At 68.0% G+C, this 16614-nt stretch carries 14 protein-coding genes; 11 read left to right on the forward strand and 3 right to left on the reverse strand.

Annotation, left to right across the window (positions count from 1 at the left end; translation table 11 throughout):
• Window positions 1–17: 17 nt before the first annotated feature.
• From OG718_RS07245 to OG718_RS07280, 8 genes are all read left to right on the forward strand, one after another.
• Entirely contained in the window at window positions 18–1085 is a 1068-nt protein-coding gene (locus OG718_RS07245; RefSeq protein ID WP_143642655.1) for a LacI family DNA-binding transcriptional regulator, read from the forward strand.
• 109 nt (window positions 1086–1194) lie between these two features.
• A complete protein-coding gene (locus tag OG718_RS07250) occupies window positions 1195–2529 on the forward strand; it encodes an ABC transporter substrate-binding protein (protein WP_143642654.1) in 1335 nt (444 codons plus the stop codon).
• 31 nt (window positions 2530–2560) lie between these two features.
• On the forward strand, window positions 2561–3490 hold the full coding sequence (locus tag OG718_RS07255) for a carbohydrate ABC transporter permease (RefSeq protein ID WP_143642653.1): 930 nt from the start codon (window positions 2561–2563) through the stop codon (window positions 3488–3490).
• A gap of 44 nt (window positions 3491–3534) precedes the next feature.
• Window positions 3535–4359 carry a carbohydrate ABC transporter permease gene (locus OG718_RS07260; protein ID WP_143642752.1) on the forward strand — a complete coding sequence of 275 codons (825 nt, stop codon included), beginning with the start codon at window positions 3535–3537 and terminating at the stop codon, window positions 4357–4359.
• 100 nt (window positions 4360–4459) lie between these two features.
• A complete protein-coding gene (locus OG718_RS07265; protein WP_328843652.1) occupies window positions 4460–6928 on the forward strand; it encodes a CBM35 domain-containing protein in 2469 nt (822 codons plus the stop codon).
• A gap of 175 nt (window positions 6929–7103) precedes the next feature.
• Window positions 7104–7841, forward strand: a complete 738-nt coding sequence (locus OG718_RS07270; protein ID WP_328843653.1) for a phosphotransferase — start codon at window positions 7104–7106, stop codon at window positions 7839–7841.
• Between the two features lie 458 nt (window positions 7842–8299).
• Complete coding sequence (locus OG718_RS07275; protein WP_143642650.1) at window positions 8300–9985, forward strand: ribonuclease J; 1686 nt, start codon at window positions 8300–8302, stop codon at window positions 9983–9985.
• A 141-nt stretch (window positions 9986–10126) separates the two neighbouring features.
• Window positions 10127–10855, forward strand: coding sequence for a spermidine synthase (locus OG718_RS07280; protein ID WP_306935728.1), 729 nt, complete (start codon window positions 10127–10129; stop codon window positions 10853–10855).
• Here the strand turns inward: OG718_RS07280 and OG718_RS07285 are convergent.
• From OG718_RS07285 to OG718_RS07295, 3 genes are all read right to left on the reverse strand, one after another.
• On the reverse strand, window positions 10852–10992 hold the full coding sequence (locus tag OG718_RS07285) for a hypothetical protein (protein ID WP_328843654.1): 141 nt from the start codon (window positions 10990–10992) through the stop codon (window positions 10852–10854). The genes OG718_RS07280 and OG718_RS07285 overlap by 4 nt on opposite strands.
• Window positions 10993–11270: 278 nt before the next feature.
• Window positions 11271–11870: a YdcF family protein gene (locus OG718_RS07290; RefSeq protein ID WP_143642648.1), complete on the reverse strand. Its 600-nt coding sequence runs from the start codon at window positions 11868–11870 to the stop codon at window positions 11271–11273.
• Window positions 11871–11908: 38 nt separating this feature from the next.
• Window positions 11909–13042: a serine hydrolase domain-containing protein gene (locus OG718_RS07295; protein WP_328843655.1), complete on the reverse strand. Its 1134-nt coding sequence runs from the start codon at window positions 13040–13042 to the stop codon at window positions 11909–11911.
• A gap of 205 nt (window positions 13043–13247) precedes the next feature.
• Between OG718_RS07295 and OG718_RS07300 the strand changes: the two genes are divergently transcribed.
• The 3 genes from OG718_RS07300 to OG718_RS07310 all read left to right on the forward strand — a co-directional run bounded on the left by OG718_RS07300 (window position 13248) and on the right by OG718_RS07310 (window position 16589).
• Window positions 13248–13526, forward strand: coding sequence for a LysE family translocator (locus OG718_RS07300; RefSeq protein WP_260695686.1), 279 nt, complete (start codon window positions 13248–13250; stop codon window positions 13524–13526).
• Window positions 13527–13834: 308 nt separating this feature from the next.
• Window positions 13835–14932: a LacI family DNA-binding transcriptional regulator gene (locus tag OG718_RS07305; RefSeq protein ID WP_328843656.1), complete on the forward strand. Its 1098-nt coding sequence runs from the start codon at window positions 13835–13837 to the stop codon at window positions 14930–14932.
• A gap of 58 nt (window positions 14933–14990) precedes the next feature.
• Window positions 14991–16589 carry an FAD-dependent oxidoreductase gene (locus tag OG718_RS07310; RefSeq protein ID WP_328843657.1) on the forward strand — a complete coding sequence of 533 codons (1599 nt, stop codon included), beginning with the start codon at window positions 14991–14993 and terminating at the stop codon, window positions 16587–16589.
• Window positions 16590–16614 lie beyond the last annotated feature (25 nt).

Here is a 16614-nt window from a genome sequence, read left to right on the forward strand (position 1 = left end):
CTCTTGACGAGCCTCATGTGACCGGTCACAATCCTGGCATGAATGTGACCGGTCACACAAGGCGCTCGGTGAGTATCAGGGATGTCGCGACCGCGGCCGGGGTCTCGTACCAGACCGTCTCGCGGGTGATCAACGACCATCCCAGCGTCAAGCCGAGCACCCGGGAGCGGGTGCTCGCAGCCATCGACGAACTGGGGTTCAGGCGCAACTCCACCGCGCTCGCCCTCGCCAGCGGACGCAGCCGCGCCGTGACCGTGCTCACCTCCAACACCACGCACTACGGCTACGCCTCGGTCCTCCAGGGCATCGAGGAGGCGGCGCGGGCTGCCTCCTACACCGTGGGGATCGGCGTACTGGAATCGGCCGACGGGGCCGACGAGGCGGAAGTCGCCGCCCAGGTGCAGCGGTCGGCGGACGCCGGCGGCGGTCTGATCGTGATCGCATACGATCCGGCCGGTGTACGGGCCCTGGGCGCGGTGCCCGCCGATCTGCCGGTCGTCGGCGTGGTGGAGACCCCCGCGAGCCCGCCCGGCGACGACCGCCCCTGGGTGTGGGCCGACGACCGCGAGGCCGCCTACGAAGCGACCCGCCATCTGCTCTCCCTCGGCCACGAGACCGTGCACTACGTCGCCATCCCGTCCAGCACCCGGCGCACCAGCGCCCGAACCACCGGGTGGCAGCAGGCGCTCAAGGAGGCCGGAGCGCCACGGCCCCGCCCGCTGCAGGGCAGCTGGGGCCCGGCGGGCGGCCACGCGGCGGGCCTGAAACTCGCCGGGAACCCTGACGTCACCGCGATTCTGTGCGGCAACGACGACCTCGCGCTCGGGGTCATCCGCGCCCTCCACGAGACGGGCCGGGCAGTCCCCGGCGACGTCAGCGTGGCGGGGTTCGACGACGCCCCGCACTCCGCCTATCTCACCCCGTCGCTGACGACCGTACGACTGGACTTCACCGGTCTCGGACGATCCGCGTTCGCCCTGCTGCACGGTGTGCTGGAGGAGTCCGCGCAGATCGCCCCGCACCCCGTCTCCGTACCGGAACTGGTGGTGCGGGAGAGCTCGGGGCCACCGCCCGAACGCGAGTGAAGCCGCTCCCACCCCTCTTGCTTCGCACCACCCGAACCGCCCGCTCGCACCTTCTCAGCCGGACCGCATTCCGATCCGCACACCTGAGCCCGTTCGCGAAAGGCACACCATGAAGAGAAGAGCCCTGCCCGCGCTGGCGTTCATATGCGCCGCCGCTCTGTCCGCCACCGCGTGCAGCGACCCCACGGCCGGCGACTCCGGTTCCTCCTCCGACTCGGGCGGCAAGCAGACGAAGGTCGACCCGACCGCGCGCCTCGACGGCGTGAAGCTGACGATGTGGACCGCACAGAACACGGTCAACGCGCCGAAGCAGGTCATCGACGCCTTCGAGAAGGCAACCGGCGCCGAGGTCGAGGCACAGGCCATCCCCGACCTGTACGAGCAGAACGTGCCTACCAAGCTCGCCTCCGGCGACAAGCCGGACCTGATGTTCTGGCAGCCGTCCATCTCCACGCTGCCCTTCATCCAGCCGAAGCAGAACCTCCTCCCCCTCGACGGGGAGGAGTGGGAGTCCAAGCTCGGCGACACCGAGAAGTCGCTGGGCGTGATCGACGGCAAGCGGTACGCGGCGATCGTCACCAGCCCCTCCATGCTCGGCGTCTACTACAACAAGGACGTCTTCAAGAAGGCCGGGCTGGCCGAGAAGGACTTCCCGAAGTCGTACGACGAGCTGCTGGCACTGGGCAGCACCATCACGGACAAGACCGACGCGGCCGGTTTCTACGAGGCCGGCGGCGACAAGTGGCCGCTGCAGTGGCAGATGCAGGTCCAGCTCACCGACCTCGACAAGCAGTGGTGGGCCGACCTCAACCAGAACAAGGAGAAGTGGACCGACCCGGTCGTCGTCGACGCGATCAAGAAGTACAAGGAGAAGCTGCTCGACGCCGGGCTCGCGCAGAAGAACTACAAGACCGGAACCTTCACGGGGCAGGCCGACTCCCTCTGGAAGGGCGAGTCCGGCATGGTCCTCAACGTCACCTCCTTCCAGAGCCAGTTGCAGGCCAAGTACTCCACGGCCGAGATCGACAAGAAGATCGGCTGGTTCCCGATCGCCAACTCCTCCGCGACCGGGATGTACTCCCCCGACCAGACCAACGGCGTGGTCGCGTTCAAGACCGGTGACGAGAAGCGGCAGAACGCCGCCCGCCAGTTCATGGCCTTCTGGCTCGGGCCGGACTACCCCGACTACATCAAGGCGATGAAGATCCCCTCCGTGCAGCCGTCCGTGCCGACCCCCGACGGCCTTCCCCAGGCATCGATGACCCAGGTCAAGGCGCTGCCCACGGCCATCGGTGTCTTCCAGGCCAAGGCGATCGTCGCGCCCGACACCCACCTCTACCTCGCCGACATGCTCTACGGGAAGAAGAGCCCGCAGCAGGTGGCACAGGCGATCCAGGACCAGTTCGCACAGGTGGCCAAGGCCCAGGGCGCGACCGGCTTCTAGACCCGACCGACCCGACGGGCAAGGATTTCCGATGGCGGACACGGCCATACGCACGCGCACGCAGAAACCGGCGCCCGCCAAGGGCCGGGCACGAAAGGTGGGACGGCTGCCCCGTGCCGCCGTCCACCACCCCTGGTGGTTCGCACTCCCCGCGATCGCCGTCTTCGCGGCCTTCTTCCTGGTGCCGAACCTGCTCAACTTCTACTACCCGTTCACCAACTGGTCCTCGTACCACCCGGACATCGCCTTCACCGGCCTCGACAACTTCAAGACCATCGCCGACGACGGCTCACTGCTGCGGGCGATCCGTACGACCCTGGTGTACGCCCTGCTGGCGGCGGTCTTCCAGAACGGCTTCGGGCTGGTGCTGGCGCTGCTGCTGGAGGCGGACTCCCGGTTCAACCGGTTCTTCCGCGCCGTCTTCTTCCTGCCGGTGCTCATCTCGGCGCTCGCCACCGGCTACGTCTTCCAGGCGCTGCTGAACCAGGACGGCGCCGTCAACGGACTCCTCGGCACGAACATCCCCTGGCTCGGCTCGACGACCTGGACGCTGGTCCTGGTCACCGTCATCCACGGCTGGAAGTGGATGGGCCTGTCCATGCTGATCTATCTGGCCGGCCTCAAGGGCATCCCCGGCGAGATGCTGGAGGCCGCGAAGTGCGACGGTGCCGGGCCGTGGCGGACCTTCTGGTCGGTGCGCTGGCCGATGCTGGCTCCCGCCCTCACCTTCAACGTCACCACGGCGCTGATCGGCTCGATGAACACCTTCGACATCGTGCAGGCCACGACGGGCGGCGGGCCCGCTGCCTCCACGGAGGTCTTCAACATCTACATGTTCCGCATCTTCGGGCAGGGCCTGTACGCCCAGGCCTCCGCGATGAGCCTCGTCCTCTTCCTGGTCGTGGTCGCCGTCGCGATCCCCCTCGTCATCGGACTGCGCCGAAGGGAGCAACTGCTGTGAGCACCACCGCGAATCCCACATCCGCCGTGCGTCGCGCGTCCGCCGTGAACCCCGCCTGGCGTTACGGCCGTCCGGCGCTCGTCCTGCTGATCGCCGGGCTCGCCGTGGGCGTACCGCTGTGGCTGGTCGCCGTCACCTCCGCCAAGCCGCAGGCCGAAGCGATCACGCCCAACCTGGACCTGCCGCAGCAGTGGCAGCCGGGCAGCAACTACGAGGATGCCGTCAGCCAGGGCGAGATGCTGCGCGGCTTCCTCAACTCCCTGCTCGTCGTGGTGCCTTCGGTCGCTCTCGTGCTGATCCTCGGGGCGGGGGCAGCCTGGGTGTTCGCGCGCCGCAAGTCGAAGCTCGTCTCGGCGGCGTACGCGCTCTGCATCAGCGGACTGCTGCTGCCGCCCGCCGTCATCACCATCGTCATGGAGCTGCGGCAGCTCGGGCTCGCGGGCACCCGGCCCGGCATGATCGCCGTCTACACCGGGATGTACCTCTCCACGTCGATCTTCTTCATGACCGGCTTCATCCGGGCCATCCCCGTGGAGCTGGAGGAGGCCGCGCGGATGGACGGCGCGACACCCCTGCGGATCTTCCGGCAGATCATCCTGCCGCTGCTCAGGCCGGTCATCGCCACCGCGACGATCATGGTGATGCTCTACGCCTGGAGCGACATCTTCTACGCCTTCTTCGTCCTCGGCGGCGGAGAGAAGGCGACCCTGCCGCTCAACCTCTACAAGGTCGCCAGCGCCCAGCTCTACCTCAACAACTGGCATCTCGTCTTCGCGTACGTCGTGGTGATGAGCCTGCCCATGGTCGCCATCTTCCTGGTGGCCCAGCGAAAGATCGTGTCCGGAATCACCAGTGGAGCCGTCAAATGACTGGAGGTCCAACAGCGTGAGCACCCCCACCCGTACGGGATCCCGCACCAGGTCCCGTACCAGAACCGCCCTTGTCACAGCCGTACTTGGAGTCACCGCCATGGCAGGCACCCTCCCCGCGGCGGGGACCGCTACCGCCGCCGACCCGCAGCGCGTCACCGTCGATCTCGCCGCGTCCGAAGGCCCGGTGATGCACGGCGCCAACGGCACTCTGTACGGGCTCAGCGACGACGGCGTACCAAGCGACGCCGTGCTGGCACCCTTGAAGATCACCAGCGTCTCGCAGAAGCCGGAGGGCGGCGCCCAGCACCCCAACGGCGACGCGCTCACCGTCTCCAAGTCGTTCTTCCGCAACGGCGGCGGCGAGATCCTGGTGATGATGCAGGACATCTACTCCAAGTGGCCGTACGAGGATCTCGGCATCGACGACTACCTCCCCAAGGTCGACAAGATCGTCAAGGAGGTGTCGGCCGACCCGAACAGCGACCGTTTCGTCTACATCCCGTTCAATGAGCCCGACCAGATCTGGTACAACCTCGGCACCTCCAACCAGGCGCAGTACGAGGTCAACCGGGACCGGTTCTTCAAGGACTGGAAGACGGTGTACCAGCGGATCCGCGCGATCGACCCCGACGCCAGGATCGCCGGCCCGAACGAATCCGGCTATCACACACGCCTGTTGACCGACTTCCTCACCTTCGCCAAGCGGGAGAACGTCCTTCCCCAGATCATGACCTGGCACGAGCTGGACTCCAGCTCTCTGCGCAACTTCCAGGGGAACTACGACAACTACCGCTCGATCGAGAAGAACCTCGGCATCGCGCCGCTGAAGATCAACATCGACGAGTACGCCAACCGGCGCGACCTGTCCGTGCCCGGGCAACTCGCGCAGTGGGTCTCGATGTTCGAGCGGAACAAGGTGTACGCCAATCAGGCCTACTGGGACGCGGCCGGCAACCTCGACGGCAACGTGGTGCGTTCGAACATCCCCAACGGCGGCTGGTGGTTCTTCCGTTGGTACGCCGGGCTGACCGGCAACACGGTCAAGGTGACCCCACCGCAGGCCAACACCATCGACACCCTGCAGGGTCTGGCCTCGTACGACAAGAAGCGGCACCAGGCGCAGGTCCTGCTCGGCGGCTCGGCCGGTGACTCCGACGTCGTGGTCCAGAACGTCTCCCGGTCCGTCTTCGGCCGCACGGTCACCGCGACCGTCGCCGAGTCCGCCTGGACCGGCTACGAGGGCCAGCACGCGGCGCCGCGTGTCCTCGCACGGACCAAGGTCAAGGTCGCGGCCGACGGTTCGGTGACCGTCCCGCTGCGCGGCATGCACAAGATGTCCGCCTACCGGATCGCCCTCACCCCCGGCGGCTCGGGCACCCCGTCCACCGCCTCCGTCCCCTGGGCCGCCTCGTACGAGGCCGAGGACGCGACCATCACCGGAGGCCAGGTCTACACCCAGGGCACGGTCAGCAACGCCAACGGTTACGCGGCCTCCGGGACTAAGGACGTCGGCTCGCTCAACACCGCTTCCAGCAAGGTCGACTTCACGGTGACGGTGCCCAAGGCCGGCACGTACGACCTGGCGATCCTGTACGGCAACCAGTCCGGGGCACCCGCCACGCAGAAGCTCTCGATCGACGGAAAGGACCCGGTCACGGTCTCCTATCCCTCCACCGAGAACTGGACCTACCGCGCCAAGAAGGACGTCACCGTCGAACTCCCGGCCGGCCAACATGTGCTGACGCTGGCCAAGGGCGACGCCGAGGTCACCCTCGACCGCATCGACCTGACCGCCCGTACCACCGCCGCACCCTCCGCCTCGTACGAGGCCACGCTGGCCGACATCAGCGGGAAGCCGTCCTACGACTACTCCTCGTCGGCCGGGGTCGGCACGGGCGCACTCGTCCTGCGCTCCGGCGACAAGGCGGTCTTCGACGCCTACGCCCCGCGCGACGGCTACTACACCGTGGTGTCACGCGCCTCCGCGGCGGTGAAGCTGGAACTGCACGGTGAGAAGGTGACGGCGGCACCCGGCCGGACCCTGCGGCTGTACCTCGTGGCGGGCAACAACCGCATCTCGATGACGGCCAAGGACGCCTCCGTCCGCTCCCTCGACGTCTCGGGCGCCGGCTCGACGTCAGGCACCCTCTCCTACGAGGGCGCCTCGGCCACCCTCGCGGGCGGCGCCAAGCTCGTCGACTCCGCCCACGCCTCCGCCGGTTCCTACATCGGCTGGCTCGGCAACAGCGCCTCCAGCACCGCCGAGTTCACGGTGGACGCGCCCAAGTCCGGCCGCTACATGCTCGTCACCCACTACGCGCACAACGACCGGCGCGACAACGGCCACTCCTACAACACCGACATCATGTCCCGTACGGCGGACATCACGGTGGGCGGCGCCGCCCCCCAGAAGGCCACCTTCAAGAACACCTGGAGCTGGGACGACTACTGGACCCTGGGCGTCCCCGTCGACCTCAAGAAGGGCTCCAACAAGGTCACGTTCGGGAACGCGACCGCGTGGGCTCCCAACATCGACCGGATCGAACTGGGCCGAGTCATCGGCTAGTCGGCCGACTCCACGCTGACGGCACACGCCTGGGACTCAGGCATCAGGAAGGGCCGGATCTCGGCGGAGATCCGGCCCGGCGCCATGACCCGAGCCGCGAGCACCGAGTTGTCGGCCCCGCTCGGCCTCTGCCGCGTCGGCCGTGGTGGAGGCCTCGATGATTCAGAGTGGAGGGATGTCTGAATCGTCATTGCCGGGTGGCTTCGTCAATAACGTCGTGCGGGTCGGTGCCACGGTGCGCCGCCCTGCGTCGGCCAGTACCGGGTTCGTCGCCCAACTGCTCAGGTTCTTCGAGGCCCGCGGCTGGCCCGGGGCACCGCGGTACCTGGGTCTCGATGAGGACGGGCGTGAGGTCCTCACCTACCTTGACGGGCACGTGGCCTGGGAACGGGAACAACCGTCAGCCGTGCACTCCGAGGAGAGTCTGCTGCTGGTCACCCGGCTCGTGCGGGAGTTCCACGATCTGACAGCAGGCACAGAACTGGCCGGATCACAGGAGGTCGTCTGTCACAACGATCTCTCGCCCAAGAACACGGTCTACCGATCGGTCGACGGCGCCTTGCGTCCGCTGGCGTTCATCGACTGGGACTTGGCGGCTCCGGGCGCACGTGTTCACGATGTCGCCCATGTGTGCTGGCAGTACATCGGTCTCGGGCCCAGGGTGAGAGACATCGACGAGAGCGCGCGGCGGTTGCGGTCGGTCGCCGACACCTACGCGCTGGCCGATCGGGGCGACCTCATCTCTGCGATCCTGTGGTGGCAGGACAGGTGCTGGCGCGGCATCGAGGCTGCCGCACAGGCGGGAGACCAGGCGATGATCGGCCTTCGAGAGGCCAGCGCGGTCACTGAGGTCCAGGATGCCTGGCAGTGGGTCCTGGATCACCGGCGTGTCCTGGCTCGCGCACTGCGATGACGTGCTTGGTGACGGGCGTCGTCCCTGCCGACGACGAGGATGGTGCCGCCCGGAGAGGACTTGCCTGACCGGTCGCCCGGGTCCGCCCTGTAAGGGAGGTGTTCAATCATTGCGGTGAATCCGGGGAACAGGACTCGACCCTGGCCGGCGAGGATTTCCTGGCGGCCTTCCCGGATACGGATCCGAATTTGTGGGCAAGCCCTGAATCGATCACCAACCCGACGCGATTCGAGCAGAGGTCGACTGGGTGACACGTACTCCGGTGATACCGGTCCATACCCGTACGTACGCGATCGGATCGTGATGTCGGCTCGGCGGTACCCTCCGCCGCGCGCTGTCCCGTCCGCTGCCGTGGTAGCCCCGCTCCGCCCGCTGACCGCCTCGGTCGCGCCATGCCGAACCAGCTGGTCGGGGCAGCCAGTGGATCTCCTCGGCGGACTCTCCGGTAACGTCGGAATATGAGCCATCCACATCCCGAACTGAAAGCCGCTCCTCCCTTGCCTGAAGGAGGGCTGAGGGTCGTAGCCCTGGGCGGTCTGGGTGAGATCGGCCGCAACATGACCGTCTTCGAGCATGCCGGCAAGCTGCTCATCGTCGACTGCGGCGTGCTGTTCCCCGAAGAGACCCAGCCCGGCGTGGACGTGATCCTGCCGGACTTCACCTCGATCCGTGATCGCCTGGACGACATCGTGGCCGTGGTACTCACCCACGGCCACGAGGACCACATCGGCGCCGTGCCGTATCTGCTGCGCGAGCGCTCCGACATCCCTGTCGTGGGCTCGAAGCTCACACTGGCGTTCCTGGAGGCCAAGCTCAAGGAGCACGGAATCCGGCCGCGCACGGTGCGGGTACGTGAGAGCGACCGGCGCAGCTTCGGCCCCTTCGACTGCGAGTTCGTGGCGGTCAACCACTCCATCCCGGACAGCCTCGCGGTCGCGATCCGTACCGGGGCCGGGATGGTGCTGCACACCGGTGACTTCAAGATGGACCAGTTCCCGCTGGACGACCGCATCACCGACCTGCGCGCCTTCGCCCGCCTCGGCGAGGAGGGCGTCGATCTCTTCCTCACCGACTCCACCAACGCCGAGGTCCCCGGCTTCACCACCTCCGAGCGCGAGCTGAACCCGGCGATCGAGCAGGTGATGCGTACCGCCCCGCGTCGGGTGATCGTCTCCAGTTTCGCCAGCCACGTGCACCGCATCCAGCAGGTTCTGGACGCCGCGCACCAGCACGGCCGCAAGGTCGCCTTCGTGGGCCGCTCCATGGTCCGCAACATGGGCATCGCCCGCGACCTCGGGTACCTGAAGGTTCCCAGCGGCCTGGTCGTGAGCACCAAGGAAATGGAGAAGCTGGCGGACCACAAGATCACCCTGGTGTGCACCGGGTCCCAGGGCGAGCCGATGGCGGCTCTGTCCCGGATGGCCAACCGCGACCACGTGATCCGCATCGGCAAGGGCGACACCGTCCTGCTCGCCAGCTCCCTGATCCCCGGCAACGAGAACGCCATCTACCGGGTGATCAACGGGCTGACCCGGTGGGGCGCCCATGTCGTCCACAAGGGCAACGCCAAGGTGCACGTCTCCGGGCACGCCAGCGCCGGTGAGCTCGTCTACTGCTACAACATCGTCAAGCCCCGCAATGTCATGCCCGTGCACGGCGAGTGGCGCCATCTGCGGGCCAACGCCGACCTGGCCATCCGTACGGGGGTCGATCCCGAGCGGGTGGTCATCGCCGAGGACGGCGTCGTCGTCGACCTCGTGGACGGGCGTGCGTCGATCACCGGCAAGGTGCCCGCGGGCAACGTCTACGTGGACGGCATGGAGGTCGGCGGCGCCACCGAGGCGTCCCTCAAGGATCGCCTCACCCTCGCGGAGGAAGGCGTGGTCACGGTGGTGGCGATCGTCGACGCCGACACGGGCGCCCTTGCCGAGACGCCCGACTTCCTGGCCCGGGGATTCGTCCACGACGACACCACCTTCGAACCGGTCATCCCTGTCATCGAGAAGACTCTGGCGACCGCGGCCCAGGAAGGCGTCGGCGACGCACACCAGCTGGAACAGCTCATCGCCCGCGCCGTGGCGAACTGGGCCTTCCGTACCCACCGCCGCCGGCCCCTCATCATCCCCGTCATCATCGACGCCTGACCGGCCTCCTTCCCCCTCCCTGCCCTGCCGGCAGTCCTGTCGGCAGGGCAGGGACGGTTTCGCGCCTGCGTCCACGCCTGCGCGGAGCAGCGTTCCAGGCATCGGCTTCCAGCACCGACGGTGCATCAGAAAGGTAAACGGATGAGCGCGCGTTTCGAGGAGATCGACTGGCGCCCGACAGCGATGGGCGACATCAGTCTGCGGCGCCGACGCGACCCGGCATCGGGCACCGATGTGTACGAGGTGAAGCTCGGCGACGAGTTCTTGATGTCCAGCCTGTTCACAGCCGGCGAGATCGCGCTCGCGGAACTCGGACTGGCGAAACTGCCGGACGCCGAGCTGGACGTCGTCGTCGGCGGACTCGGACTCGGGTACACCGCCGAGGCTGCGCTGGACGACCCCCGGGTGCGCTCGCTGACCGTGATCGACACGCTCGCCGAAGTCATCGACTGGCATCAGCGAGGTCTGGTCCCGCTCGGCGCCCGGCTCACCTCAGACGCCCGCTGCCGCCTGGTCCAAGGCGACTTCTTCGCGATGGCGGCCGATTCGAACGGTCTGGACCCGAGGGAGCCGGGCCGCCGCTTCCACGCCATCCTGCTGGATGTCGACCACTCGCCGCGCCATGTGCTCCACCCGCGCCACGCGGCGCTCTACCAGCCCGCCGGGCTCCGCGCTCTCAGCGAACACCTCCACCCCAACGGGGTCTTCGCCCTGTGGTCGAACGACCCGCCGGACGCACAGTTCGCCTCCGCACTCACAGAGGTCTTCCCGCAGTCAGCGGCCCATGTCGTCCACTTCGACAATCCCCTGCAAGGCGGCACATCGACCAACACCGTCTACGTGGCCGGCACAGGAGCGGACACGCCCTAGGTGAACAAGTTGGCCAGGTCCGGGTCGGTCATCGCCATCACCGCGCACCAGGGCCGCGTCAGGTGGAAGGTTCGGCCGACCTCGTCCGGCAGCGACGCCCCGAGGACGGCGACCAGGACGGTTGCGGCCCGGGCCACCGGGGTGAGGCGGACCGGACTCGGGCGTGCCGGGGTCGCTGCATGAAGCAGCCGGAGTCGACCTTGGCCGCCTCGGTTCCGGCGATGGCAAGGCAACCTCGACGGTCGTCCGAAAGGCTGGCCCCCTTACAAGCCCCGCCATCGGTGGCACGGGGGCGTGCACACCGTGGACCAGGAGAACGTGAGCGCCACCCTGACTGTCGCCGTGCCCGCCGCGAGGGTTTTCGCGCTGCTGTGCGGGACAGGCGAGGCCGGCCCCGACACGCGACGGTGGCTGTCTACAGCGAGATCTTCCGTTCGTCGGCCTTGAGAACGCGGAGTTTCCAAATTCCGTACGCAGCCAGCAGTGGTTTGACGGTCAGCCACTCGCCAGGGCGGTAGTCATCCGCACGCACCAGTTTCTCTGCCAGATCAGGGCGCTGCCGCCGCAAGTACGCGCGAGCCTTGAGCGCGTGGGCCGGCTGAGAGACGATCTTGATGTGGTCGACGTCCTCGAGCAGTGGGATCACGTTCGTGATGTTCTCCCATGTCGTAGCGCTCTGGTCCTCGAGGAGCACTGTTCCGTCGAACTCAAGCACCGACTTCGCGTAGTCAGCCATCACCTGGGCCTCCGAAGCGCCACTGCTGGTCGCACCACCGCTGAAGATCACGCGGGTGCCCTGCGCACTGCCAGCTGCGATGGAGCGAAGCCCCGCTCGGACCCGCCATCGGTTGATGACGTTCGCCGTCGCCCGGGGGTTCCGGTAACCCAACACGACCACGGCCTCGGCCGCGCCCTCGCTGTTCCCCACGAGAGTCCGAGACCAACGCCAGTTCAACCACTCGCTCCAGACCAGGGCCGCAACCCCAGCCATCGCCAGTCCCGTCCTTCGCCGCATCCGGCGACTCTAGGGCACCTCGGCACGGGGCGCCGGGATCAGGGTCCGGTTATGGCGGGCAGCAGGTGGTCGCGAATGAACTCCCTTGGGTTGATCTCCTTGTTGACACTGCTGTTGCCGGTGTTCTCGCTCGTCACGAGCACGGTGTCCACGCTGGGGATCACGTAGATGAACTGCCCGCCGTATCCCCAGGCAAAGTACGTCGAGCGTTCGGAGACGGTGTTCATCCACCAACCCTCGGAATAGGCGAATGTGTCGTCGACCTGGGCGGTCCGGGCCTGCGCCGCCCGCACCGCGTCATGTGGCACGAGCTGCCGGCCGGCCCACTTGCCGTCCTGCAGGTAGAGCAGACCGAACTTGGCCATTTCCCGTGGCGTCAGATAGACGTTGTAGCCGCCGGAGAAGATGCCTTGCGGATCACGGCCCCAATGCTCGGCCGTGATGCCCATCGGTCCGAATAGGTACTGGTGGGCGAACTGGCAGGTGCTCATACGGGTGGCCTTCTGCAGCACGGCCGAGACGACGTGCGTATTGCCGCTGCTGTAGTTGTACGTCGTGCCAGGGACAGACTTGAGGGGGCGGTCGAGAATCGCCTGGACCCAGTTCGACGTCTTCTCGACCTGCCTTTCGGTCGAATCCTCTGTCCAGTCGAGGCCTGACCTCATGTTCAACATGTGCCGGATGGTGATTCTTTTCTTATCCGCCGACCCATTGGCGAAGTACTCCGGCAGGTAGTCGGCCACCGGGTCGTCCAGGCTTCCGATGTCACCCTTCGCGACGGCGATGTGGACCAGCGCCTGCAGGATGCTCTTCGACGCCGAGTGCACGTTGTTGCTCCGCTGTGCGCCACTACCGTGGTAGTACCGCTCAGCCACGAGACGGTCGTGCCGGATGACCAGCACGCTGAACAACGACGAGTTGTCCCCCAGCTTGGTCAGCCCCGTCCGCAACTTGGTGGAATCCATCCCCTGCGCTTCCGGCGCGGTCGGCGACCAGTCCGCACCGTCGTCCACGGCGTCCTCGTACGTCGGATTGCTCTCGTAGAACGTCCGGCCGTTACCTGCGATCCGGCCGCAATCGACGGTCGCCGCCGTGGCCGCCCCTGTTGCTGTCGGCTTCGACGGTGACGCCTCGGCACACCCGGCCACCGCCAGGAGCGACAGAATCGGCACAAGCCGAGCGATCCGCCGCGCGGCCGACCGGCCCGCCCGAACGCAACCACCGGCAGCGGTGGTTCGGGAACGAACCCGCCGAAGTCCTTGCTCTCGCGATCTCATCACTGACTTCATTTTCCTCAATGCGAATCGAGGGTGCCAGCCTCGCCGTTTCCCTTGAGATGGCGTGCGCGCCGCGCTTGGCTCGGCGTGCGGGCTCTTGGTGCACGCAACGTTTGCCGCGGTTGGCCTGTCCGCCCTGGTCATGTCGTCGGCTCAGGCGTTGACGGTGGTGAAACTCCTGGGTGGCATCTATCTCATCTGGTTGGGCGTGACGACGTGGCGCTCCACGCGTCGCGGCGCCGAACCAGCGGTACGGAGGCGATGGCGCTCACCGTGGGCTCGACTCGGCGGGTTCGGTCAGGGGCTGTGGTCCGATGTCCTCAATCCGAAGGCGGCGCGCACACGGCGATCGACACACCTCGGTTCCGGCGTGGGATGAGTCGCCTTGCGGGAGCCGTGCTTGTCGCCCTGGGGATTCGAACAGCAACGGCGAGCTAAACCCCACACCCAGAGGATGATCTTGGTACCCGGGGTCGCGCCGTCGCTTCGACGGGAAGCCCACCGCCCGCTTCGCACTCCCTGCGGGCCGATCTGATCGTCGTCGCTCTGTTCCACGGCACTTCCGTCCCACCTCTTGACCCGCTGGGCAGCGAGGTGCATCCTCTCGTTAATGCGCATTAGGTAATACGCATTAACGGCGCCGTCGCCGACAGCACCAGGCCCCTGTCCCGGAGGAGAGAAGTCACTGTGGAACCCAGGAAGCGGCCCGGACGTACGCCCGCTCCGGCCGGTCGTACGTCGCGGCCCCGGCAGGCCGAGGTGGCTCGGCTCGCAGGGGTGTCCCAGGCGACCGTGTCCCTGGTGCTCTCCCCGAAGCCCGACGGCAAGGGACGCATCATCTCCGAGGAGACCCGGCAGCGGGTCCTGGAGGCGGCGCGCAGCCTCGGCTACGTGCCGGATCCGGCCGCCCGGCGGCTGGCCGCCGCCCGCAACAACCTGCTCGGCGTTTTCAGCTTCACCGCCACGTTCCCCACCGATGTGCAGCACTCGTACTATCCCTTCCTGGTAGGCGTGGAGCGCGAGGCGGCGGCGCTCGGCTATGACCTGGTGCTGTTCACCGGGTCGAGCACCGGCGGCGCGGGGGCCGCGGGTCCCGACGCCCTGAGCCGGGTCCGGCTCGCCGACGGCTGTCTCTTCATCGGTCGGCACACACCCCGGGTGGAGCTCAAGCGGCTGGTCGAGGACGGCTTCCCTGTCGTGCACCTGGGCCGCCGCGAGGAGTTGGAGGGCGTGGCATGGGTCGGCGCGGACTATGTCGAAGCCACACGTGAAGTCGTAGGCCGTCTGGCCGAGTTGGGGCATCGACGAATCGTCCTCGTCCGCGAGGACGACGACGCGCCCGCCTCGGCGGACCGTCAGCGCGGCTTCCTCGAAGGACTGGAGGCGGCAGGTCTGCCCTCCGGGCCCGCGGCCGTCTACCGGTCCGCGGATCCGCAGCGGGACCTCACACCTCAACGGCTGCGCGCCTGGGCCGATGAAGGAGTGACGGCCTTCGTCGCGGAGGAGACCGACACCGGGGCGGCCTGGCGAGGCTTGCTCTCCGCCGTGCGTGAGGCCGGCCTCGACTGCCCCTCGGAGGTGTCCCTCGCCCTGCTCGGCAGCCCGCCCGCGGACCTGGCGGGTGAGCCCGATCCGACCGGATTCGACATCCCCCGGCCGCAGTTGGGCGCCGCGGCCGTACGTCTGCTGGCCGCGCTCGTCGCGGGCGAGGAGGCGCGAGAGCCACTCGTCAGCTGTGTCTTCCGCCCGGGCCTGACTGCCGCACCGCCGCGCGCCAGTTCCTGAACACGGTCCCCACCAGACCTTGTCCCCCAACGAACGCGAACCAGCAGCAAGGAGAAGCGTGATACCCGAAGCAGACATCCTCGTCGTGGGCGGCGGCCTCGGTGGCGTGGCCGCCGCACTCGCCGCCTGCCGGGCAGGACGCAGCGTCGTGCTCACCGAGGAGACGGACTGGATCGGCGGCCAGCTCACCAGCCAGGCCGTACCGCCCGACGAGCACCCGTGGGTCGAACAGTTCGGCACGACCGCCTCGTACCGGCGGCTGCGCGAGGAGATCCGGAGCTACTACCGCCACTGGTACCCGCTGCGGGCCGAGGCCCTGGCGCTCACCGACCTCAACCCTGGAGCCGGCCGCGTCAGCAAGCTCTGTCACGAACCGAGGGTCGCCCTCGCCGTCCTGGAGGGCATGCTCGCGCCACACCGGGCGGCGGGACGGCTGACCGTACTCACCGAGCACCGGCCGGTCTCCGCCGAGTCCGACAACGATGTCGTACGGTCGGTGACCCTCAAGGACCTGCGCGACGGGACACATCGCACCCTCACAGCGCGTTACGTCCTGGACGCCACCGAGACCGGCGAACTCCTCCACCTCGCGGGTGTCGAGCACGCGAACGGGGCCGAGGCGCGGGCCGAGTTCGACGAGCCGCACGCACCTGACGAGGCTCAGCCGCTCAACCAGCAGGGCATCACGGTCTGTTTCGCGCTCTCCCATCACGAGGGCGAGGACCACACGATCGACCGGCCGCAGGACTACGGCTTCTGGCGCAGCTACCGGCCCTCGTTCTGGCCCGGCCCGCTGCTGGGCTTCGAGGCGCCCGACCCGCGCACGCTGGAGCCGGTGCCGCGGACCTTCGTACCGAATCCAGCCCTCGACCCGCTCAGCGTCTCCGCCGACCAGAGCGCCGATGCCGGCGACAAGGAACTGTGGGGCTTTCGCCGCATCCTCGCCCGCAAGCTGCACTCCCCCGGCGCCTTCGATTCCGACATCACACTCGTCAACTGGCCGCTCAACGACTACTGGCTCAAGCCGTACATCGGCCAGGAGGCCGAAGCGCTGCGCGAGGCAAGGCAGTTGTCACTGTCCCTGTTGTACTGGCTGCAGACCGAGGCGCCGCGCGCGGACGGCGGCACCGGCTTCGCGGGCCTGCGGATCCGCCCGGACGTGACCGGCACTGCGGACGGCCTGGCCAAGGCGGCGTACGTCCGCGAGTCCCGTCGTATCAAGGCCGTCACCACGGTCACCGAGCACGACGTGGCGATCGACCTCGTCGGCCCGCACGGCGGCACGCGCCACCGCGACTCGGTGGGTGTCGGCAGCTACCGCATCGACCTGCACCCCTCGACAGGCGGCGACGACTACATCGACATCGGGTCCGTGCCGTTCGAGATCCCTCTCGGCGCGCTCGTGCCGCGTCGGGTGCGCAACCTGCTGCCCGCCGGCAAGAACATCGGCACAACCCACATCACCAACGGCTGCTACCGGCTCCACCCGGTGGAGTGGAACGTCGGCGAGGTCGCCGGTGCCCTGGCCGCGCACTGCGTCGCCGAGGACGTCGAGCCGCATCAGGTGCAGGCCGAGGACAAGCGGTTCGAGGAGTTCGCGCGGCTGCTCGACCACGACGGAGTGCAACGCCACTGGCCGGACGTACGCGGCTACTGAACGACTCCCGCGTGGACGGGAGTTC

This window comes from Streptomyces sp. NBC_00258 (assembly GCF_036182465.1).
Classification (GTDB): Bacteria; Actinomycetota; Actinomycetes; order Streptomycetales; family Streptomycetaceae; genus Streptomyces.